The sequence below is a fragment of the Kineococcus xinjiangensis genome (assembly GCF_002934625.1).
In the GTDB taxonomy this organism is placed as follows: domain Bacteria; phylum Actinomycetota; class Actinomycetes; order Actinomycetales; family Kineococcaceae; genus Kineococcus_A; species Kineococcus_A xinjiangensis.
This window is the reverse complement of the sequence record NZ_PTJD01000004.1, coordinates 238236-259307: the sequence shown is the minus strand read 5'-3', so window position 1 is coordinate 259307 and position 21072 is coordinate 238236. Positions and strand designations below refer to the sequence as shown.

The window sequence follows — 21072 nt, the reverse complement described above, 5'->3', positions numbered from 1 at the left end:
CCGGCGGGGAAACCGCTGTAGAAGGACACCGGCGCGAGCAGCGCCCACACGCCGACGAAGGCGGTGGACAGCGCCAGCAGGGTCAGGACGGCTCGCGCGGATCGAGGGTTCACACCGGGAGGACGGGACGACGGACACGGGTGTGACACGGCGCGGACGTGATGCGCCGCACAGGCCGGTGGTGCCGTCAGTCGCGGGCGTCCTCGCCCGCGCGGCGCGCGCCCTGGCCCCCGCGCGTCTCCGGCATCGCCACGGTGAGCAGCAGACCGGCCAGCAGCACGAGCGCGCCGCTGCCGAACGCCGCGCCGTAGGAGGCCGCGTCGGCGAGCAGTCCGGCGACGAGCGGGCCGAGCATGGAACCCAGGTCCCCGGCCATCTGGAACGCCGCGACCGAGGTGCCCCCGCGCCCGGGGGCCACGTCGCCCACGACGGCTGCGGGTGCGGTGCTGAGGAAGGCGAACCCGGCCCCGAAGGCCGACATCGCCACGACGAACGCCACGACGGAGGCGACGGACCCGGGGGAGGCGGTGAACGCCGTCACCACCAGGGTCGTCACGGAGGCCAGGGCCAGGGAACCCCCGAGCAGCATCGCGGGTCTGCGCCCGGTGGAGTCCGCGAACCGCCCGGCGGGCAGCAGGACCGCCGCCTGCGTCCCGGCCGAGGCGACCAGTCCGACACCGGCCCAGAAGGGTTCCCGGCGCAGCCCCTCCACGACGAACAGCGGCAGCATCGCGGCCTGCACTCCGAGCAGCATCCAGCCCACGCTGAGGTTCGCCACCAGCGCCGCCCGGTAGGCGGGCGAGGACAGGGACCGGCGCAGCGTCGTGGGCTCCGGGACGGTCACCGGTTCCGCGCCCGCAGCCCCGGCCCCCGGCGCGGCGGGCGGGCGGCGCAGGAACACCATCCCGATGGTCCCGGCCGCGGCGAGGGTCACCGCGTAGACGAAGAACGGCGTCCGCAGCGACGCCCCCGCCAGCGCCCCGCCGAACGCGGGCCCGGCGACACCGCCCAGGAGGAAACCCGACTGGTAGAGGCTGGTCGCGCGGGCGCGCTGGCCGGGGCCGACCACCCGCAGCAGGAGGCTGAACGCGGAGACGGTGAACATCGCGGAACCGACGCCACCGGCGCAGCGCAGGACGAGCAACTGCGCGTAGGTCTGCGCCAGCCCTGCGAGCACGCTGGAGACGGCGACGATGCCGATGCCGGTCGCCAGCACCTTCCGCTCGCCGAAGCGGTCCACGAGCCGGCCGCCGAGCAGCGCCGACGCCAGGCGCATCGCGGCGAACGCGGAGATGACGGCCCCCGCCGCCGCGCGGCCCACCCCGAACTCGCGGGCGAACAGCGGGATGGCGGGGGCGACGACGCCGAAGCCGAGGGCCACGGCGAAGGCGACAGCCACGAGGACGGCGACCTCGCGGGGAAGGCCGCGGAACGGGCTGCGCACCAGGGCAGGCTAGGGGGTGCCCCGGAGAGCACGGGGGCCCCCGGCGGCGTCGCGCCCGGGGCGGACGGCGGATGGTGCAGTGTGGGGCCGGGACCGACCCGTGGAACTGCTGGAGGGCTCCCCGCGTGAACTGCTCCCCTGCGGCCCCGCCCCAGGCAGCCTCCGCCGTGGCGCACGTGCGCAGCCTCGCCCGGGGCGGGCCGATCGACCCGACCTGGCGGGTGACGGTGCACTTCCACCCCGACCGCCTCGCAGGCACGGTGCCGATCCTGCGCGCCATGGCCGCAGACTGCCGCTACCGCTCGCAGTTCGACACCGGCACCAGCAACGGTGGCCTGACCGCCCACCCCGGCGGGGACCGCTGGCGCTGGGAGAGCCGCCTCTTCGGCGGCGCCTACGACTCCGCCGCAGCAGCAGCGCGCCCGGTCTACGGCTCGCTGAACCACCGCCACCGGCCCGCCGGCGGATCACCGCGCTTCGGCTCGGCGCACCTGCGCCTGAACGCCGCCACCCTGGCGCGCACCACCTTCTGCTACCCCGACAGCGTCTTCGAACCCGCCGACGTCGGCACGGCCGACCGCTGCCGCCTGGCCGAGCTCGCCGACGCCGACGACCAGGAACCGCTGGACGACTACGTCGAGGCCCACGTGCACGGCGGCGTCTGCTTCGCCCGCGACGTCGAGGCTCTCGTGCTGGACCCCTGCTTCCGCGGCACCGACGTCGAGGCCGATGCGCACCTGCTCGGCGTGCCCGTGCAGTGGCACCCCGGCTTCCGCGCCCGGGTCGCCGAGGTCGCCGCGCACCCGGAGTACCGCGGCGCGGACGTGGTCGCCGCCGCGGCACGCGTCGCCCGGGGCGGCGTGCTCGACGCCCGGATCATCGGCGAGGCGGTTCGCAGCGGGCGCTTCGACGCGCAGGTCCTCAAACGCGTCTGGCACTGCACCGCCCGCTTCGGGAGCCCCGGCACCGACCGCTGACGACACGCCCCCACGCGCGACGACCTGGGCGCTCGGGTGCTGCCGCTGCTCTGACGGTCGCGCTCCGGCCGGTCGGGCGCGGCGGGCGACGACGGGCGAGGACGCGGTGATGCCCTCAAGCTGTGCCGCAGGGCGGCGGACGGCGGGCGCCCACGGGTGAGGGGACGGTCATGAGGTACCGGGACGACGCGAGCCTGGACGTCGGCAACGTGCGGGACCGCCGTGGTGGTGGCGGCCGGGCCGTGGCGATCGGCGGAGGGGGTCTCGGCCTCGTCGGCGTGCTCGTGCTCGTGCTGCTGCAGGTCCTCGGTGGCGGCGGGGCGGTGCCGCCGCTGGGTTCGAGCGGCCTGGACCTCGGGCCGGGGCAGATCGCCAGCGGGGAGGACCTGAGCGCCTCCTGCCGCACCGGCGCCGACGCCAACCGGAGCGAGGAGTGCGCCGTCGTCGCGAACATCGAGTCGGTCCAGGACTTCTGGCAGGGCCAGCTCGGCGGGCGCTACGTCCCCACCGACACGGTCTTCTTCGCGGAAGGCACCCAGACAGGCTGCGGTGCAGCGTCTTCGGGCACCGGGCCGTTCTACTGCCCCGCCGACGAGCTCGTCTACATCGACCTGTCGTTCTTCGGCGACCTCCGCACCCGGTTCGGCGCGCAGGGCGGGACCTTCGTCAACGCCTACATCCTCGCCCACGAGTACGCCCACCACGTCCAGCACCTGCTCGGGACGACCGCGGCGGTGCGGCCGGGGGAGGCCGGACCCGAGAGCGGGAGCGTGCGGCTGGAGCTGCAGGCCGACTGCTACGCCGGGGCGTGGGCCCACCACGCGACCACGGTTCCCGACGACTCGGGGGCACCGCTCATCAGCGAGATCACCGAGGAGGATGTCGTGCGCGCCCTGGACACCGCGGGCCGCATCGGTGACGACTTCATCCAGAACAACCTCGGCGACGGCAGCGCCGACCCGGGCTCCTTCACCCACGGCACCTCCGAGCAGCGCCGGCTCTGGTTCAGCATCGGCTACCGGACCGGCGACCCGGAGCGGTGCGACACCTTCGCGGTCTCCGACCTGGGGTGAGGACCGCCCGTTCCCGCGGGCCTCTCCTCGCGGGCACCGGCGAGCGGGCCTAGCGTGGCGGCATGAGCGAGACGGAGACGCCCGAGATCCCGGAGCTGGAGCAGGACGAGGCGGTGGCGCCCCGCCCCGAGGAGGACGTCGCCGACGTGGCACGGGCGGAACCGGACACGGAGCCGCACGCGTAGGCCGTCACCGGTCCCGGGCGTTCCCGGCGGTCCCGGTCGGGGCGTGGGCAGCGCCCCACCGGGCGGCGTCGCCGGTGGGGCGCTGGTCCGGGTGGCGATGCCCTCCCGGCGCCGGCTCGGCGCGGTGGTCACCCGGAGAGGGGGGAGTCCGGGGTGCGAGACGGGCACCGCCACTCTTCTCAACCGCATCCGGTCGCGCGCCCTTCCCTCCCCGCCGGGCGTCGCCCGGTGACGGCGGTCACAGGCTTGGCGCACCGGCGTGGACGGGACCGCGGACCCGTCCGGGGGATCCCGGCGAGCGCGCGTAGCCTCGCCGCATGAGGTCCTCCTGGGACGACTCCCGCCGCGCCTTCGCGGAGGCGGCGGACTGGTTCACGGCGACGGCCGTGCGGGTGGCCGGTCGCTGGGACCTCCCCGGGCTGGGGGAGTGGGACGTGCGGGCGCTGACCGGGCACACCAGCCGCGCCCTGCTGACCGTGGAGACGTACCTGACGCGCCCCGCCGCCGCGGTGGAGGTCGCCTCCGCGGCCGCGTACTACCGCGCCACCCGGACGATCGCCGCGGGCCCGGACGTGACGGCGCGCGGCGTCGAGGCGGGCGCGGCGCTGGGCGAGGACCCCGCGGCGGCCGTCGCGGGGACCGCCGCCCGGGTGGTCGCCCTCGTGGACGCCCGAGACGGCCGCGAACTGCTGAGCACCGTCGCCGGAGGCATGCGGCTGGCGGACTACCTGCCGACGCGCACGTTCGAGCTCACCGTCCACACCGCCGACCTCTGCACCGCCCTCGACCTGCCGGTGGACGTGCCCGCCGGCGCCGGGGAGCAGGCGCTCGCCCTCGCGGGTGCTCTCGCGCTCGGGGACGGACGCGCCGGCCCGCTGCTGCTCGCCCTCACCGGCCGGGCCGGGCTCCCGCCGGGTTTCTCCGTGCTCTGAGGTCCCGGGCGGCGCGGGGTTCCGGGGCTCCGGGCCCGGTGTAGCGCAGGACCCGGGCGATCAGCGTCTCGACCGTGGAGACGTCGCCGTCCAGCCGAACCGAGCGCTCGGTCTGTCAATGCTCACGAGCTCGTCAGCCGCCCCAGCGCCTCGTAGAGCAGCGGCAGGGCCACCAGCAGCACGGCCGTCGCCCACCGCACGCCCCGGCTGCCCAGCACGAGCAGACCCCCCGCCACCGGAGCCAGCGGCACCACCAGGAACGCCGGGGGCACGAACCGCCACCCCACCACCACGGCGGCCACCGCGACCCCCACCGCCGCCGCCACCACCCCCGCCCGGCGCCCGGGGGGAACCGTGCGGCGCGCCGCGAGCACCGTGCCCCCCAGCAGCGCCACCACCCAGACCGCACCTCCGACGCCGAGCGCCAGCAGGGAGGCGCTCAGCCGCCCCCAGCCCCCCGGATCCGACACCTCGAGCAGCGCCAGCCGGTACACCGGCCAGCCCACCAGCACCCCGCACGCCGGGGCCGCGGCCGTGACCCCCGCCAGCGCCCGCACCGGCCTGCGCGAACCCGCCCCCGCCGACGCCGGGGAATCGCCGCGGCTCATGCGAACCGGAACACCGGACCGCGCGGGGAGAACGGCAGCCGCGCTCCCACCGGCACCAGGAACGCGTGCTCCCGCCGGATGCGCACCACGTCGCACTCGCCGTCGGTGATGACGAGGACCGGCCCGTCCTCGGGGAAGTCCCGGGCCGACTCCACCAGGTCCACCCCCGGCTGCAGCACCGTCCCGCCGCGCCCGCGCACCCGGACCCGCCGCGCGATCTCCGTCACCTCCAGGAACCCCGCGTCGTAGGCCACCGCGTCGCAGAACACCACCCGCACCGCCGGCACGTCGTGGCTCACCGCGTAGGAGGCGATCGCCCCCAGCGCCTTGCCGAGCAGCTGAGCGGGCATCGACCCCGACGTGTCCAGCACCACCGCGAACGTCCGCCGCGCCACCAGCTCCCGCGGCACCACCCAGCTCGGCCGCGGGATGTCCGGGGTGGCCGCCTGCCGCCGCGAGGCCCGCGCGTAGGAGCGCCGCGCCTCCACGGCGGGGAAGTGCTCGTCGAACCAGCGGGCCAGCTCCACGTCCCACGGCACCGGCGGCTGCCCCAGCGCCCGGATCTCCTGCTCCAGCCCCGCCGGCAGCAGGCCGCGCCCGGCGCCGCGGTGGTGCTCCAGCCCCTGCGCGATCGCCCGGCGGTAGAACTCGTCGAGGTCCACGCCCGCCTCCGCCTCCGCGGCGTGCCCCACCCGCTCGCCGAGCACGTCGCCGAGGCCGGTGCCCCGCAGGGTGGCCAGCTTGCGGATGCGGCGGGTGTCCCGCGCCATCCGGTCGTAGACCTCCTCGCTGCTCATCCCCTTCAGCGCCGGGTCGTAGAGGCAGCCCTCGGGCATCGCGCCGACACCCATCTCCACCAGCCACCCGTTGACGGCGTAGTCGCAGGCGTAGTTCCACAGCTCCGGGTGCCGCCCCCCGCGGCGCGTGTCGTGCCGCAGCCCCGCGTGCAGCAGCTCGTGGGCGATGACGAAGCGGCACTCCTCCACCCCCAGCCCCGCCCGGGGGTTCACGTAGATCTGCGCCGCGGCCGGGCTCACCGCCGCCACCGAGATCGACTGGGCGGTGCAGACGGCGGCGTCCTCCACCAGCTCGAAACCCGACGCCAGCGCGCCCAGCAGCGGGTACGAGGAGACGAACCACTCCAGGGCGCGCGCCCAGCGCGTCTTCGTCCCCCGCGTGCCCGAGAGGTCGCTGATCTCCCGCCCGGCCACCGCGACGGCGGCGTCCACCGCGGCGGCGAGCCCGTCCGCCAGCAGGTCGCCCCACGAGCGCTGCAGCGGCACCCCCCAGCGCTGCGGCGGGCGGTCACCCCCGGCGGCGTCGACGAAGTCGGCGAACCCGTCCGCGGTGCCCCGCCGGCCCCGCGGCATCCGCCCCGCCGCGAGCAGGTCCGCGTAGTGCAGGAACAGCTTCTCCTCGTCGCCCAGCTCGCTGTCCAGCAGCGCCCACGACGGACGCCGGCCCACCTTCAGGTGGGTGAGGAACTGGTCGGCGCCCGCGCAGGCCGCCGCCCGCCACGCCGGCGACCAGCCGCCCGCGCCGCGACGGTCGTCGCGGAAGTGCTCGAACCCGAGGTGCAGCAGCCCGTGCGCGAACGCCCACTGCCACTGCTGCGGATCCGCCCGCAGGCGCGGGTTGTAGCGCAGCGTGCCCGCGGAGTCCACCACGACCATGCCCTCCGGCCCCCACGGCCGGTCGTCCCCCGCCACCACACCGGCGTGCTCCAGCAGGGGCGCGAACAGCGGGTGGTGCGCCACCGCCGCCAGCCCCTGCCGGCGGGCCTCCAGCACCGGGTCGAGGCGCTGCCCCTGCCGCCCGCGGCTCACGCGCGCGCCGCCGCCAGCCGCGGCAGGTCCCGCACCACCTCGCTGAGGAACCACGCCGGCAGCCCCTGCCCGTCGCCGCCGTCGCCGTCCTCCCCGCCGCCCGCGACCACCAGCTGCGCGACCTCCAGGGAGATCTCCGCCAGCTCCGTGAGCAGGCCCTTCGCCCGGTGCGCCAGCGCCTGCGACTCGGCGCTGCCGCCGCGCCGCTGCCGGGGCAGCTCCTTGCCCAGCCGCGCGCGCAGCGACTGCGCGAGGAAGTACAGGACGTCGCGCTGCGCCGGGTCGGCGGGCCAGCGCAGGTTGCCCTTGAGGATGGCGTCCAGGTCGTAGGCGTGGCGCAGCAGCGCCACCGAGGCCGTGAACTGCCGCGCGTGCACGGGCGAGACGCACCCCAGCGCGACCGTGCGCACGTCGTCCTCGCTCACGTCGGGTCCCAGCGAGGTCAGCACGTCGCTGAGCACGTGCCAGCTGCGCGGCGTGGAGAACGGCTCCTCCGTCTTCGGCGCCGGGCTGACCAGGTGGTCCGGGCGGGCGCGGACGTAGTCCACCACCCACGGGTGGATGCCGGCCCCCGCCGCCCACTGCAGCCAGTCCCGCGGGCTGGCCACCAGGTGCAGGTGCACCATGCGGTTCACCAGCGCCGAGCTCATCGGGCGCACGATCGCCGAGTCCTGCGCCCGGTTGCCCGCGCCGACCACGACCGACCCGGCGGGCAGCCGGTACTCGCCCAGGCGCCCCTCGAGGATGAGGGAGTAGAACGACTTCTGGACCTCGTGGCTGGAGGCGTTGAGCTCGTCGAGGAACAGCACGTACGGCTCCGGGCGGGCGACCACCGCCGGTGGGCAGAAGCAGCTCAGGCCGTCCTGGATGGTCGGCACCCCGATGAGGTCCTCCGGCGCGAGCTGCGTCCCCAGCAGGCTGACGCACTCCATCCCCAGCGCCGCGGCGAACTGCTCCACCAGCGACGACTTGCCGATGCCCGGCTGCCCCCACAGGAACACGGGGCGGACGGTGGCGACGGCCAGCAGCAGCTCGGGCAGCCGGGCGGGGGTCACGGTGATCGGGGCGTGCAATCGGTCTCCTGTTCGAGGGCGGCGGTCCATGGCAGCGCACGACGGCCGCCCGCGCGAGGGATTCTCGGCCGGCCCCGCCCGGACAGCGTCTCCCGCCCGGCCCCGCCCCGCGCCGCCACCACCCGCACGGGTGGCGACACCACCCGGGTGGCCGCACCCGCCGGAAGCGGCCGCTTCAGCTCCCGCGGGCTTCTGCCGAGGCAGTTCGTGTGTACACGCCGGAGCCCACCCACCCCGGCGACCAAGCCCAGAGCGGCGGAGGGGTTGTCATGGGGAAGCGTCGCAGGACCGTCACGCAGAGTCCGCCCGCGGGCCACCTCCCGGACGCGCTGCCCCGCCAGCGTGGCGACGTGGCCAGCACCTCCCCGGTCGACTCGCCCCTCGTCATCGCCCACCGCGGGTACTCCTCGGTGGCCCCGGAGAACACCCTCGCCGCCTTCGAGGCCGCGCTGCGCTGCGGCGCGGACATGATCGAGACGGACCTGCACCCCACCGCCGACGGCTCCGTGGTGCTCATCCACGACGAGGACGTCGACGCCACCACCGGCGGGCACGGCCGCGTCAGCGACCTCGCCGCCGCCGAGCTCGCCAGCCTCGACGCGGGCGCCTGGTTCTCCCCGGCCTACCGCGGCCAGCGCGTGCCCCTGCTCGCAGACCTCCTCGACCTCGTCACCGAGCACCCCGGCGCCCAGCTCCTGCTGGAGCTGAAGGAGGTCTGGACCGCGGAGCAGGTGACCACCGCCGTCGAGGCCGTCCGCCGGGCCGGCGCCGCCGAGCAGGTCGTCCTGCAGAGCTTCGAGATCGCCACCCTGGAGCACGTGCGCGACGTCGCCCCCGACATCCGCCGCGCCGTCCTGCTGGAGGCCCCCGACCTCGACGCCCTCGCCCAGGGCCGGGCGCTGCGCCGCGACCTCGGCGTCATCGCCTGCAACCCCGGCGTCGCCTCCCTGATCGCACGCCCCGAGGCCGTCGCCGAGCTGCACGAGGCTGGCCTGGCGGTGTGGACGTGGACGGTCGACCAGTCCGTGCTGTGGCGCTCCGTGCTCGACTCCGGGGTGGACGGGGTCATCACGAACCGCCCCGACGGGCTCAAGGGCTGGCTGGAGGCCCGCCAGGAGGCCGCCCTGCCCGCGTCCTCGGACCTGCTGCTCACCGCCCTCAACCAGGGCGCCCGCGCCCGCGCCACCGCCGAGGCCCAGATCACCCGGGCGGCCGCCGCCTGAGCCCGCCCCCGCACGACACCCCGCACGACGCGGCCCGCCCGCCCCCGGAACCTCCGGAGGCGGGCGGGCCGCGTCGAGGGGCGTGCCTGCTCAGGCGTCGGGCAGGACCCCGTCGGAGTCCGGCACCCCGTGGTCGAGGTCGTCGGCGTCCACGATCCGGTACGCGTAGCCCTGCTCGGCCAGGAAGCGCTGCCGGTGCGCGGCGAAGTCCTGGTCCTTCGTGTCCCGCGAGACCACCGTGTAGAAGCGCGCCGTGCCGCCGTCGCCCTTGGGCCGCAGCACCCGTCCCAGCCGCTGCGCCTCCTCCTGCCGCGACCCGAACGACCCCGACACCTGGATGGCCACCTTCGCCTCCGGCAGGTCGATGGAGAAGTTCGCCACCTTGCTCACCACCAGCGTGCTGATCTCACCGGTGCGGAACGCCTCGAACAGCCGCTGCCGCTCGCGCACCGTCGTCTCGCCCTTGATGACGGGCGCGTCCAGGCGCTCCGCGAGGTCGTCGAGCTGGTCGATGTACTGCCCGATCACCAGCGTGGGCTCCCCGCGGTGCTGCTTCACCAGCTTCTCCACCACCCGCGACTTCGCCGGCGACGTCGAGCACAGCCGGTAGCGGTCCTCGTCCTCGGCCGTCGCGTACAGCAGCCGCTCCGACTCCGGCAGCGTCACCCGCACCTCCACGCAGTCCGCGGGTGCGATGTAGCCCTGCGCCTCGATGTCCTTCCACGGCGCGTCGTAGCGCTTCGGGCCGATGAGGGAGAACACGTCGCCCTCCCGCCCGTCCTCGCGCACCAGCGTGGCCGTCAGCCCCAGGCGGCGGCGCGCCTGCAGGTCGGCGGTCATCCGGAAGATCGGCGCGGGCAGCAGGTGCACCTCGTCGTAGAGGATCAGGCCCCAGTCGCGCGCGTCGAACAGCTCCAGGTGCGGATAGGCGCCCTTCCGCTTCGTCGTCACCACCTGGTACGTGGCGATCGTCACCGGGCGGATCTCCTTGCGCGCCCCCGAGTACTCGCCGATCTCGTCCTCGGTGAGCGAGGTGCGCTTGAGCAGCTCGTCGCGCCACTGCCGCGCCGAGACGGTGTTGGTCACCAGGATCAGCGTCGTCGCCTTCGCCTGCGCCATCGCCCCCGCGCCCACCAGCGTCTTGCCCGCCCCGCAGGGCAGCACGACGACGCCGGAGCCGCCGTGCCAGAACCCCTCCACGGCCTCCTGCTGGTAGGGGCGCAGCGACCAGCCGTCCTCCGCGAGCTCGATGGGGTGCGCCTCGCCGTCGACGTAGCCCGCGAGGTCCTCCGCCGGCCAGCCGAGCTTCAGCAGCACCTGCTTCAGGTTGCCGCGCTCGCTGGGGTGGACGACGACCGCGTCCGGGGCGATGCGCGCACCGACGAGCGGGGCGACCTTCCGCGAGCGCAGCACCTCCTCCAGCACCGGCGTGTCCAGCGCGTGCAGCACGAGGCCGTGCGCGGGGTCGTTGAGCAGCTGCAAGCGGCCGTAGCGCGCCATCGTCTCCGCCACGTCGACGAGGAGGGCGTGCGGCACGGGGTAGCGGGAGAACTCCAGCAGCGTGTCGACGACCTGCTCGGCGTCGTGGCCGGCCGCCCGGGCGTTCCACAGCCCCAGCGGCGTCAGCCGGTAGGTGTGGACGTGCTCCGGGGCGCGCTCCAGCTCGGCGAAGGGGGCGATGGCCGCCCGGCACGCGCGTGCCCGGTCGTGGTCGACCTCCAGCAGCAGCGTCTTGTCGCTCTGGACGATGAGGGGTCCGTCGTTCACGCGGCTCCTGCCTGTGCGGGGTGGTGCGGGGCCGGCTGGTCGCAGCCGGGGCGTCCCCGGTGCAACAGCGCGGCACGCCCCCTGCTTCCGCCGGGGCGCGCCGCGCCGTGGAGCGAGGGCCTCAGGCCAGGAGGGAGGCGGTGCTCTCGAAGTCCAGGTCCGACTCGTAGGAGCCGGCCTCCGCGAGGCTGCCCACGACCGCGATGAAGATCACGACGCCGATGAGCCCGAGGACGGTCAGGGCCAGGGTGATCCAGGCGCAGATCTTGCCCGCCTTGATCTGGCCGAGGCCCTGCAGCCGCCCCTGGGACTCCTCGACCTGGCGCCGGGCGCCGGGCGCCATCGCCAGCGCGATGATCGCCGGGATGAAGCCGAGGATGCCCGCGGTGAAGAGCAGCACCGCCAGGGAGCCGATGCCCGTCCACAGCACCGCCTGCGCCTGGCCGGCGACGGGAACGCCCGCGCCGCCGTAGACGGGCTGCCCGTAGGACTGGTTCTGGCCGTAGGGCTGGCCCTGCCCGTAGGACGGGGCCTGCCCGTACTGCCCGTAGGACGACGGGGCCTGGCCGTACTGCGCCGGCTGGCCGTACTGCCCCGGCTGCCCGTAGGTCTGCTGGTCCTGCCCGTACTGCCCCGGCTGCTCGGAGGGCTGGTCCTGCCCGTACTGCCCGCCCTGCCCGTACTGCGACGGCTGCCCGGGGGTCCCGCCCCACGGCTGGTGCCCCGTGGGCTGCTGCCCCCACGCCTGCCCGCCCTGCTCGGGAGTGCGGTAGGGGTCGTGCTGGTCACCGGGCGGGGCCGCGGGGTGGGCGCCGGCGGGCCGCGCGGGTCCGGGGGGCGTCTCGGAGCCCCGGTCGTCGGGGGTCCACCAGGACCGCTGCTCGTCGTCGCCGCGAGTGGACTCGCTCATCGTCCAGGCACCCTCTCCACTGCGTGCCGGCCCAGCGCCAGCCCCGGTGGCGCCCGGGCGGGCACCACGGCAGACGCTAGCCGACGACGGCCGCCACCCCCGCCCGAGAACCCCCGTCCGGCTCCCGGTCAGCCGTCGTGCACCGCCACGCCCGTGACCCTGTGCACCGAGTACGTGCGCACCTCCTGCGCCCCCGCAGGATCCGTCCGGTCCAGCGCGGTGACCCGCCCGCCCTCCACCGACAGCGGCTCCACCAGCCGCCGCGCCGTCTGCCCCGTCGCGTCCGCGTAGCCCAGCCAGACCGCCCGCCGCCGCGCCGCCGCGTCCCGCAGCACGGCCAGCGAGACCGCCGGGTCCATCGCCGGCAGCGGCGGCGCCTGCGCCGTGCTCGCGCGCCGCCGCTCCTCCGCGACCGCGTCCTCGTCGCCCGCGCGCAGCGCGCGCACCGCCGCGTCCAGCAGCGCCGCCGTCGGTGCCGGAACCTCCGACGGCAGGGGCCGCGGGAGTTGCCGCGTGCCGCTGCGGTGGGCGGTCGCGCGCCGCAGCACGAGCTCCCCGTCCGGGCCCTCCGCGGCCGGGGCGATGCCCACCTCCCGCAGCACCGCCAGCACCCGGTCCGGCTCCGCCGCGGCCGCCAGCACCGTCGGCGCCAGCCGGCGCAGGCCCAGCGACGCGCAGCGGCGCTCGCTGAGCAGCTCCGTCAGCACCGACTCGTCCTCCGCCCGCAGGTAGGCACCCGCCGACCCCACCCGGACCCGCCCGTAGCGGCGCGCCACGTCCCGCACCAGGTACTCCAGCGGCTGCGGAACGCCGGTCGCGGACACCTCCGCGAGGAAGCGCAGCGCCTCGTCGGCGGTGGAGCCGGCATCCAGGGCGCGGCGCACCGAGGACGCGTCGAAGCGGTAGACCGTCGCGCCGCCGCGGCTCTCCACCGTCGCCAGCTGCGCCAGGCGGCGGGCCGGCTCGGGTTCGAGGGGACCCGGCGCCACCGCCGTCAGGTCCGCCTGCAGCAGCACCTGCCGCACCGGGGCGGGCAGGGCGGTCGCCAGCGCCGCGGCCGCGGCCTCCTCGTCCCCGGCGACCAGGGCGCGACCACCCGGCGACAGCGCTCCCGCGCCGGTCACCCCCAGCCAGGCGGCCTCCCGCAGGGTCCAGCCGACGAGTTCCTCCCGCAGCCGGCTCGCCCGCCGCGGCGCCGCGAAGCGCATCCGCTCCACGAGCACCGCCTGCTCCGTCGCCGCGTCCGCCGGCAGCTGCGCCAGCTCCGCCAGCACGCGCTGCCGCACCTGCACCGCCGCCGCGCGGTCGACGTCGGGGCCCAGCGCGTTGCGCGCCGCACCCTTGGCGTCGCGGGTGCCCACCAGCGCCGCCACCCGCGTCGAGGGCAGCCAGGCCGAGGCCAGCCGCACCCAGCGCTCCTCGACGGGTTCCTCCACCCACCCGTCGAAGCGGGGGGTGGGCACCCAGCGGGGTTCCACCTCCTGGTCGTCCGCCACCAGCCCGGCCGTCCGCGCCAGCTCCACCACGAGCGCGGTCGTCAGCTCGTCGACCTCCAGGGCCAGCGCCACCCGCTTCAGCTCCCGCACCCCCAGCCCACCCGCGCGCAGCACCGGCGCGGGGGCCTCGCTCCACAGCTGCCCGAGCGCCTCCACCAGCCGCACCGCCTCCACCGCAGCGCCGGCCGCGGTCGCCGCGACCCGGGCCGGGGGCTGCTCGCGCAGCGGCAGGGGCGGCGGGGCGGTGGCCGGCTCCCGGTGGACCCGGCCGCCGCGCAGCACCAGCCCCACCTCGCGGGGCAGCACCACGGTGCCCGCGCCGGCGACCGCCAGCAGGCCGTGGGCGAGCAGCCAGTCGACCGGGCCCGTGGACGTGGCCGCCCGCACCGAGCGCTCCGCCTGGGCGACCGCACCCACCGGCGGACCCCAGGTGAGCCTCTCCAGGACGGTGCGCGCCCCCTCGGGAGCCGCCGCCAGCAGCGCGGCCACCGCCTCCGGGTCGCCCAGGTGGGCCGCCAGCGCGGCCAGCGCCCGGTCCGGGTCGCCCGCGCCGGGCAGGCCGAGGTCCTCCAGCAGCTCCGCCAGCCGCTGCGGGGAGCGCCGCCCCAACGCCTCCGCCAGCGGCGGCCCGAGGCCCGCGGGGTGGGGGCCGAGCACGTCGCGCACCGCCGTGACCACCTGCAGGCGCCGGTCGCCGCCCCACAGCAGCGCCTGCTCCCGCAGCACCGCCAGCTGCGGCGACGCCTTCGCGCCCCAGGCGCGGGAGACCGCCGCGGCGGTGACCGGTGAGGGCAGCGCGGCCAGCACCTCCGCCACCTGCAGCGCGGGGGCGTCCAGGGCGTCCAGGGCGCGCTGGACGCTGGCGCGGGTGGTGGCGCGGGTGGCGAGGGCGGTGGTGGACGCCGGCAGCGGCACGGCGAGGTCGGGGCGGGCGCGCAGCAGCGCGGCCAGGGCGGTGTCGTCGCGGGAGCGCAGCTCCTCGGCGAGGGTGCGCGGGGAGCTCCCGGCTCGGCTGGGCATCGCTGCCAGCCTAGGCCGCGCGGGGCCGGCCGGCTCCACGGGCGGGCACGGACCGGGCCGGCGCTGACCGGCCTGGCAGGGTGGTGGCCCGTGGACACCGCCACCCTCGCGCTCCTCGTCCTGGCGGGAGCCGGCGCGGGGCTGGCCGGTTCCACGGCCGGGCTGGCGTCCCTCGTCTCCTACCCGGCCCTGCTGGCCGCGGGCCTGCCCCCGCTCACGGCCAACGTCACGAACACCGTGGCGCTCATCGGGACCACCGTCGGTTCCGTCGCGGGCTCGCGCCCGGAGCTGGCCGGGCGGGCGCGGGAGCTGCGGGGCGCGGTGGCCCTCGCCGCGGCGGGTGGTGCCTGCGGGGCCGCGGTGCTGCTGCTGACCCCGCCGGGGGTCTTCGAGCGGATCGTGCCGTTCCTCATCGCCACGGCGTCCCTGGTGATCCTGCTCCAGCCGCGGCTGGGGTTCCTGCAGCCCGGGCACCGCGGCGCGAGCCACCCCGCCGCGGTGCTGGGCACGTTCGCGGTGACCGCCTACGCCGGCTACTTCGGGGCCGCGGCGGGGGTGCTGCTGCTGGCGCTGCTGTCCATGCAGTCCGCGCAGCCCCTGGCGCGCACCAACGCCGTGAAGAACGTCCTCCTCGGCGCCGCCAACGGGGTGGCGGCCCTCGGTTTCTGCCTCCTCGGCCCCGTGGTGTGGCCGGCGGCCCTCGCGCTCGGCGCGGGCTGCGTCGTCGGCGGCTACCTGGGCCCGGCGGTGGTGCGCCGCGCGCCGGTGGTCCTGCTGCGCACGGTGATCGGCGTGGCGGGCCTGGGGCTGGCGCTGCACCTCTGGACGTCCGCCTGAGGGCGCTACCGCAGGATCGTCACCTCGACGCGGCGGTTGGCGGCGCGGGCGGCGGTGTCGTCCTGCCCGGGGGCGGGCGGCGGGACGAGGGGGCGGCTCGCGCCGAACCCCGCCCAGCTCATCGGCGGCACGGCGGGTCCGAGCGCGGCGCGCAGCGCACCCTCCACGGCTGCGGCCCGCCGCTCCGAGAGCACCTGGCCGTCCTGCGGCTGCCCGGCGCCGTCGGTGTGGACCTCGACCCGCACCGCGAGGCTGGGGGAGGGGGCGGTGAGGCGGATCCGCTCCACCACCCCGGCGAGGCGGCCGGCGGCCGCGGGGGGCAGGTCGGCGGAGCCGGGGGCGAAGAGGACGTCGGTGCCGAGCACGATGCTCGTGGCCTCCGGCCGCTCGACGACGAGGTCCTCCACCCTCGGGCGCAGGTCGTCCGTGCGCGGGCGCAGGTCCTCCACGCGAGGCTGCAGCTCCGCCACGCCCGCCGCCCTGCCGCCCCAGTCCCGGGGTCCGGGCCCGGGCGCGGTGGTGGCGAGGGCGGACCCGGCCGGCACCGCGGCCGCGAGGAGGGCGCAGACCAGCACGACCCTCCCGCTGCGGGTGCTCACGAGACCGGCACCTCGGCGATGCCGCCCATCGGGGTCTGCACGGCCACGGTGAGGACGCCCTCCGGCAGCGCGGGGTAGAGGGCGGTGAGGATGGTGCGCTCACCGCGCGGGATCTCCTGCGACTTGGTCGAGGAGCACAGGCAGCGGTCCTCCCCGTCCACGTAGGGCAGGTAGCGCTTCAGGCCCACCGGGTCGACGAGGGCGACGCTGCGCGTGTCGAGGTGGGGGCTGCCGAGCCTGTTGATGATCCTCAGCTCGTCCGCGGACTCGTTGCGCACGGCCATCGTCAGCAGGGTCGTCCCCCTCAGGCGCTGCACGGCGAGCACCTCCAGCACCGCCCCGGAGGTGTCGGCGGGCGCGGAGGCGATGGCGGGTGCGTCGACGGGGACCGTGCTGCCGCCGGCGACGGCCAGGTCCTGCGCGAGTGACTGGGCGGGGGTGGCCGTCGTGCCCCCGCCGGCTGCGCCCGGCGGCGTCGGCGCGTCCTGCGCCTCCTCGCCCGAGCAGCCGGTCCCGCTCGCCAGCAGGACCAGGCCCAGCGCCACGGCCAGCACCCGACGAGTCGTGCGTTCCACGTGTCGTCCCCCCACCCGTCGATGCACCGCTCGCGACAGCGGTGTCCACGGCACGGTAGGGGTGCCCGTTCACCCGGACGGGCGAATCCGGAGGTTCTCCCCGGGGAGTTCCCCCGCTCGGCTCAGCGCCCGGCCACGTCCATCCCCGGAGGCAGTGGCTGTGCGTGGAGGATCACGAGACGCTGGGTGGCGCGGGTCAGGGCGACGTAGAGGTCGTTGGCTCCCCGGCTCCCGCGGTGCAGGACCTCGGCGGGCTCGACGAGGAGCACGGCGTCGAACTCCAGGCCCTTGGCGCGGCGCACGTCGAGGACGCTGACGGGCGCGTCGAGGTCGTCGTGGCCCGCGGCGACGGTGCGGGCGGGCAGGGCGGCGCGCAGGGACCGTCGCAGCGCACCGGCGCCGAGCGGCCCGTCCTCCCGGGCGGTGAGGACCGCGAGGCGTCCACCGCCGAGGTGGGGGAGCTGCTCGCGGACCTCAGCGAGCACCGTCGCCGCGGGGTCGGTCGCGTCGAGGAGGACCGCGACGGGTTCGTGCTCGCCCTCCCGCACGGGGGTCGGGGGCCTGGCGTCGATCCCCGCGGCGGCCAGCACGTCCGCCGCGACCCGCGCGATGCGCGCCGGGGTGCGGTAGTTGACGGTCAGCTCCTCCAGCCGCCACCTGTCGTCGACGAGGGGCTGCAGGGCCTGCGCCCAGCTGTGCGCGCCGGCCTCGGAGGAGGTCTGCGCCACGTCGCCGACGAGGGTCATGGAGCGGCTGGGGCAGCGCCGCTCCAGCAGCCGCCACGCCATCGCGGACAGCTCCTGCGCCTCGTCGACCACGACGTGCCCGTAGGCCCACGTGCGGTCGGCGACCGCGCGCTCGGCGACGGTGCCCACGGGACCGTCGACGCTGAAGCGGTCGGCGAGCAGTTCCGCGCTGACCATCTCGTGCCCGGCGTTCGTGGTCTCCAGCACGGTGCGGGCGTAGGCCAGCTCGGCCTCCCGCTCGGCGGCGGCGCGGCCCTCGGCGCGGCGGGTGGAGTCGTCGAGGTCGCCGAGCAGCTCGGCCAGCTCGTCGAGGAGGGGGACGTCGGCCTCGGTCCAGTCGGTGGCCCGTTCCCTCGGCCGCAGCAGCGCGCGCCGCTCGGCGGGGGACAGGCGCGGGGCGGCGGCCGCCAGCCGCTCCGGGGAGACCAGCAGCTGGGCGAGGACCTTCTCGGGCGTCAGCGGCATCCAGCAGAGGTTCACCTCGCGGCGGACGTCGACGTTCTCCCGCAGCTCGGTGACGAGGTCGGCGCGCTCCTCGGCGAGGTCGAGGTTGCGGCCGCGGGCGAGCTGCTGCGCCAGCGAGGACAGCACCTCCCGCACGAACGTCACCCGGGCCTCGTTGTGGGGCTTGCGGGTGCGGCGGGCGCGGTTGCGGGCGGAGGCGACCGCGTCGGGGCGCAGCGCGACGGGGGTGCCGTCGACGTCGATGCGCACCGGCCGGGCGGGGATGCGCTGGCGGGCGGCGACGGCGGCGGCGAGCACGTCCACCATGCGCAGGTCGCCCTTCACGCGCGCCGCCTCCGGGTCCTCCTCGGCGGTGGCGGTGGCGGCCGGGTACAGCTCGGCCGGTGTCAGCGTCACGACGCCGGTCTCGCCGAGGGCGGGCAGGACCTGCTCGACGTAGCGGAGGAAGACGGGGCTCGGGCCGACGAGGAGCACGCCGCTGCGGGCGAGGCGCTCGCGGTGGGTGTAGAGCAGATAGGCGGTGCGGTGCAGCGCGACGGCGGTCTTGCCGGTGCCGGGTCCGCCCTGCACGACGAGCACGCCGCGGTCGGAGGCGCGGATGATGCGGTCCTGCTCGGCCTGGATGGTGGCGACGATGTCGCCCATGCGCCCGGTGCGGGGGGCGCTGACGGCGGCGAGCAGCGCGGCGTCGCCGGTGGTGGTGCCGCCCTCGCCGGCGACGAGGACCTCGTCCTCGAGGTCCGTGACCCGGCGCCCGGCGGTGAGGAGGTGCCTGCGGCGCACGACGTCGCGGGGTGCGGCGGCGGTGGCCTGGTAGAAGTCCTGCGCGGCGGGGGCGCGCCAGTCGACGAGGAGCTGGCCGCCGCGCTCGTCGGAGAGCCCGAGGCGGCCGACGTAGCGGCGGGGTTCCTCGGCGCCCGGCTGCAGGTCGAGGCGGCCGAAGCACAGCCGGTTCTCCACCGACCACAGCTGGGAGAGGCGGTCCTCGTAGAGGGTGGCGAAGGCGTCGCGCTCGAAGCGGCTCTGGTGGGTGCCGGTGGGGCGGGTGCGGCGGACCTCGGCGAGCTGCTCGGCGGTCTGGGCGCGCAGGGCGTCCAGGCGCGCGTAGAGGCCGGCGACGTAGTCCCGCTCGGCGGGCAGGTCCGGGTGCTGCGGCTGCTGGTCGGGGTCGACGGGCGCGGCCGGGAGGTGCTGGTCGCTCACGCCGTCGCCGCGTCCTCGGCTGCGGGGGCCCCGCTGCGGGGGCGGCGCGGAGCGGGCATGTCCGCCACCGTAGCCCGGAACCCGCGGCGCCATGGATGCGGGCGGGGGTGATCCGTGGTTCACGGGGTGCCTCCGGGGTGCGCGGGGCCGAGGGGGAGGTCGCGCACGACGGCGCGCAGGGCCGTGAGGACGTGGCGGACGGCGGGGCGCTCCTCCCCGCCGGGGCGGGTGGCGAGCCACACGTGGCGGGCGGCGCCGCCGGCGAGGGGGCGCAGCACGACCTCGGCCGGGACGGGGCCGAGCGCCAGGCGGGAGACGAGGCCGAGGCCGAGTCCGGCGGCGACCATCGCGAGGACGACGTCGTAGTCCATGGCGCGGTGCCGGCGGCGGGGGGTGAAGCCGGCCCGGCGGCAGGTGGCGTCGAGGATCTGGCTGCAGGGCGCGTCGGGGTGGGCGGCGAGCCAGGTCTCCTCCCGCAGGTCCGCCATGTCGACGGCCGGGTCCGCCGCCCGGGGGTGCCGGCGGGGGAGGGCGACGTGGACGGGGTCCTCGAGCAGGGGCACGGTGGCGACGGGGCGCGGGCCGAGGCGGGGCTCACCGGCGGCGTGGTGGCCGAGGACGGCGTCCAGGTCGCCTGCGGCGAGCAGGTGGAGGCTCTCGTGCTGCTCCATCTCCAGCAGTTCGACGTCGAGGCCGGGGTGCTCGCGGGTGAGGTGGCCGAGGGCGGGGGCGGCCAGCGCCCGGGCGGCGGTGGGGAAGGCGGCCATCCTCAGGGTGCCGACGTCGCCGCTGGAGTAGGCGGCGAGGGAGGACTCGGCGCGCTCGACCTCGGCGAGGACGGCGTCGGCGTGGGTGACGAGGACGCGGCCGGCGTCGGTGAGCCGCACCCCGCGCCCGGCGCGCTCGAGGAGGCGGTGGCCGGTCTCCTGCTCCAGTGCGGCGAGCTGCTGGGAGACGGCGGAGGGGGTGTAGGAGAGGGCGCGGGCGGTGGCGGTGACGGTGCCGTGCACGGCGAGCTCGCGCAGCACCCGGAGCCGGCGGACGTCGATCACCCGGCAACCGTAGCCGATCGTTCAGTGCTCCTGAACCGTTCTTCCAGAAGATGTCGCTGGACTGCACGATCCCAGCCGTGAGGTCATCGGCGGGTGAACCTGCGCACCCTCGCCCCCGACGCCGCCGTCCTCTCCGTGGCGCTCGTCTGGGGCTGCTCCTTCGTCGCCGTGCAGGCGGCCGCGGCGGGCGCCTCGGTCGCCCTGGTCCTCGGGCTGCGCTTCGCCCTCGCGGTGCTGCTGCTGCTCCCGGTGGCGCTGCTGCTCGCCCGGCGCCGGCCCGCCGCCGGGACGTGGCGGGGGGCGCTGCGGCGCGGCTGGCCGGCAGGGCTGCTGCTGCTCGTCATCTTCACGCTGGAGACCCACGGGGCGGTGCGCACGAGCCCGGCCCGGGCGGGCGTGCTCATCGCCGTGTTCGCCGTGGTGGTGCCCTTCGCGGCCGCGCTGCGGGAGCGGCGCGCCCCGCGCTGGGGGGCGGCCGCGGCCGGTGCGGTGGCGGTCGGTGGGGTCGCCCTCCTGCTCGGCCCGGGCGGCGGGGTGCGCACCGGCGACCTGCTGGTGCTGGCCGCCGCCGTGGTGCGCGGGGTGGTCACCGCGATGGACGGCGACCGCGAGGACCCCGACCCCTTGCGCAGCACCGTGGTGCGCCTCGGGGTGGTCTCGGCCGGGTCCTTCGCCGCGGCGCTGCTCGTGCCCGGCGCGGCCGACGGCGGCCTGCCCTCGGGCGTGGGCGCCTGGGGGGCGCTGCTCTTCCTCGCGGGCCCCTGCACGGCGTTCGCCCTGCTCGCCCAGCGCCTCGCCAGCCGCCGCACCTCCCCGGAGCGGGTCGCGGTGCTCCTCGTCACCGAGCCGGTGTGGGCGGCGGCGGCCGGCGTGGCGGTGGGGGAGCGGCTGGGCGCGGTGCAGGTGCTGGGCGTCGTGCTGGTCCTCGGGGCGCAGGCGGCGCTGCGGGTTCCGTGGGGGCGGCTGCGCGCCGCGGGCGCGACGAGGGGCCGGGGCGCGACGAGGGCCCCGGTGGCAGAAACCACCGGGGCCCTCGCGGAGCACAGCGTCAGCGCATGAGG

At 77.0% G+C, this 21072-nt stretch carries 18 protein-coding genes; 7 read left to right on the top strand and 11 right to left on the bottom strand.

From position 1 onward, the window contains the following. Window positions 1-187: 187 nt before the first annotated feature. Complete coding sequence (locus tag CLV92_RS07615; RefSeq protein ID WP_104432200.1) at window positions 188-1444, bottom strand: MFS transporter; 1257 nt, start codon at window positions 1442-1444, stop codon at window positions 188-190. Window positions 1445-1611: 167 nt separating this feature from the next. On the opposite strand from CLV92_RS07615, the gene CLV92_RS07610 reads away from it, so the two are divergent. From CLV92_RS07610 to CLV92_RS07600, 4 genes are all read left to right on the top strand, one after another. Next, window positions 1612-2421 carry a DUF3626 domain-containing protein gene (locus CLV92_RS07610; protein WP_245886550.1) on the top strand — a complete coding sequence of 270 codons (810 nt, stop codon included), beginning with the start codon at window positions 1612-1614 and terminating at the stop codon, window positions 2419-2421. A 170-nt stretch (window positions 2422-2591) separates the two neighbouring features. Continuing rightward, window positions 2592-3494 carry a KPN_02809 family neutral zinc metallopeptidase gene (gene ypfJ / locus CLV92_RS07605; RefSeq protein ID WP_104432296.1) on the top strand — a complete coding sequence of 301 codons (903 nt, stop codon included), beginning with the start codon at window positions 2592-2594 and terminating at the stop codon, window positions 3492-3494. A 62-nt stretch (window positions 3495-3556) separates the two neighbouring features. After that, window positions 3557-3679: a hypothetical protein gene (locus tag CLV92_RS22840; RefSeq protein ID WP_281256907.1), complete on the top strand. Its 123-nt coding sequence runs from the start codon at window positions 3557-3559 to the stop codon at window positions 3677-3679. Window positions 3680-3996: 317 nt separating this feature from the next. After that, the gene (locus tag CLV92_RS07600) at window positions 3997-4611 is read left to right on the top strand and encodes a maleylpyruvate isomerase N-terminal domain-containing protein (RefSeq protein ID WP_104432198.1); all 615 of its coding nucleotides are present in this window, start codon (window positions 3997-3999) and stop codon (window positions 4609-4611) included. Between the two features lie 122 nt (window positions 4612-4733). Here the strand turns inward: CLV92_RS07600 and CLV92_RS21355 are convergent, their stop codons facing one another. The 3 genes from CLV92_RS21355 to CLV92_RS07585 are packed head-to-tail and all read right to left on the bottom strand — an operon-like array spanning window position 4734 to window position 8118. Continuing rightward, window positions 4734-5219 carry a hypothetical protein gene (locus CLV92_RS21355; RefSeq protein ID WP_158257166.1) on the bottom strand — a complete coding sequence of 162 codons (486 nt, stop codon included), beginning with the start codon at window positions 5217-5219 and terminating at the stop codon, window positions 4734-4736. Further along, complete coding sequence (locus CLV92_RS22835) at window positions 5216-7045, bottom strand: vWA domain-containing protein (protein WP_104432196.1); 1830 nt, start codon at window positions 7043-7045, stop codon at window positions 5216-5218. Before CLV92_RS22835 ends, CLV92_RS21355 begins: the two co-directional genes overlap by 4 nt. After that, window positions 7042-8118: an AAA family ATPase gene (locus CLV92_RS07585; RefSeq protein ID WP_104432195.1), complete on the bottom strand. Its 1077-nt coding sequence runs from the start codon at window positions 8116-8118 to the stop codon at window positions 7042-7044. Before CLV92_RS07585 ends, CLV92_RS22835 begins: the two co-directional genes overlap by 4 nt. A 350-nt stretch (window positions 8119-8468) precedes the next feature. Between CLV92_RS07585 and CLV92_RS07580 the strand changes: the two genes are divergently transcribed. Further along, on the top strand, window positions 8469-9341 hold the full coding sequence (locus CLV92_RS07580) for a glycerophosphodiester phosphodiesterase (RefSeq protein ID WP_211290953.1): 873 nt from the start codon (window positions 8469-8471) through the stop codon (window positions 9339-9341). A 90-nt stretch (window positions 9342-9431) separates the two neighbouring features. Here CLV92_RS07580 and CLV92_RS07575 read toward each other — a convergent pair whose 3' ends face one another. From CLV92_RS07575 to CLV92_RS22830, 3 genes are all read right to left on the bottom strand, one after another. Further along, window positions 9432-11108, bottom strand: a complete 1677-nt coding sequence (locus tag CLV92_RS07575) for a DNA repair helicase XPB (RefSeq protein WP_104432193.1) — start codon at window positions 11106-11108, stop codon at window positions 9432-9434. Window positions 11109-11229: 121 nt separating this feature from the next. Further along, complete coding sequence (locus tag CLV92_RS21925; protein ID WP_104432192.1) at window positions 11230-12018, bottom strand: DUF4190 domain-containing protein; 789 nt, start codon at window positions 12016-12018, stop codon at window positions 11230-11232. Between the two features lie 128 nt (window positions 12019-12146). Further along, window positions 12147-14534, bottom strand: a complete 2388-nt coding sequence (locus tag CLV92_RS22830; protein WP_104432191.1) for a helicase-associated domain-containing protein — start codon at window positions 14532-14534, stop codon at window positions 12147-12149. Window positions 14535-14624: 90 nt separating this feature from the next. Between CLV92_RS22830 and CLV92_RS07560 the strand changes: the two genes are divergently transcribed. After that, window positions 14625-15371, top strand: a complete 747-nt coding sequence (locus CLV92_RS07560; protein WP_104432190.1) for a sulfite exporter TauE/SafE family protein — start codon at window positions 14625-14627, stop codon at window positions 15369-15371. 5 nt (window positions 15372-15376) lie between these two features. On the opposite strand, the gene CLV92_RS07555 is transcribed toward CLV92_RS07560, so the two are convergent. From CLV92_RS07555 to CLV92_RS07540, 4 genes are all read right to left on the bottom strand, one after another. Further along, window positions 15377-15970: an OmpA family protein gene (locus tag CLV92_RS07555; protein ID WP_104432189.1), complete on the bottom strand. Its 594-nt coding sequence runs from the start codon at window positions 15968-15970 to the stop codon at window positions 15377-15379. Then, the gene (locus tag CLV92_RS07550; RefSeq protein ID WP_146099452.1) at window positions 15967-16545 is read right to left on the bottom strand and encodes a hypothetical protein; all 579 of its coding nucleotides are present in this window, start codon (window positions 16543-16545) and stop codon (window positions 15967-15969) included. The genes CLV92_RS07555 and CLV92_RS07550 overlap by 4 nt, the downstream gene beginning before the upstream one ends. Window positions 16546-16667: 122 nt before the next feature. Further along, window positions 16668-18959: a HelD family protein gene (locus CLV92_RS07545; RefSeq protein WP_245886549.1), complete on the bottom strand. Its 2292-nt coding sequence runs from the start codon at window positions 18957-18959 to the stop codon at window positions 16668-16670. Between the two features lie 119 nt (window positions 18960-19078). Then, window positions 19079-20011, bottom strand: coding sequence for a LysR family transcriptional regulator (locus CLV92_RS07540; protein WP_104432186.1), 933 nt, complete (start codon window positions 20009-20011; stop codon window positions 19079-19081). A 93-nt stretch (window positions 20012-20104) separates the two neighbouring features. On the opposite strand from CLV92_RS07540, the gene CLV92_RS07535 reads away from it, so the two are divergent. Then, window positions 20105-21070, top strand: coding sequence for a DMT family transporter (locus CLV92_RS07535; protein WP_104432185.1), 966 nt, complete (start codon window positions 20105-20107; stop codon window positions 21068-21070). Window positions 21071-21072: the final 2 nt, after the last annotated feature.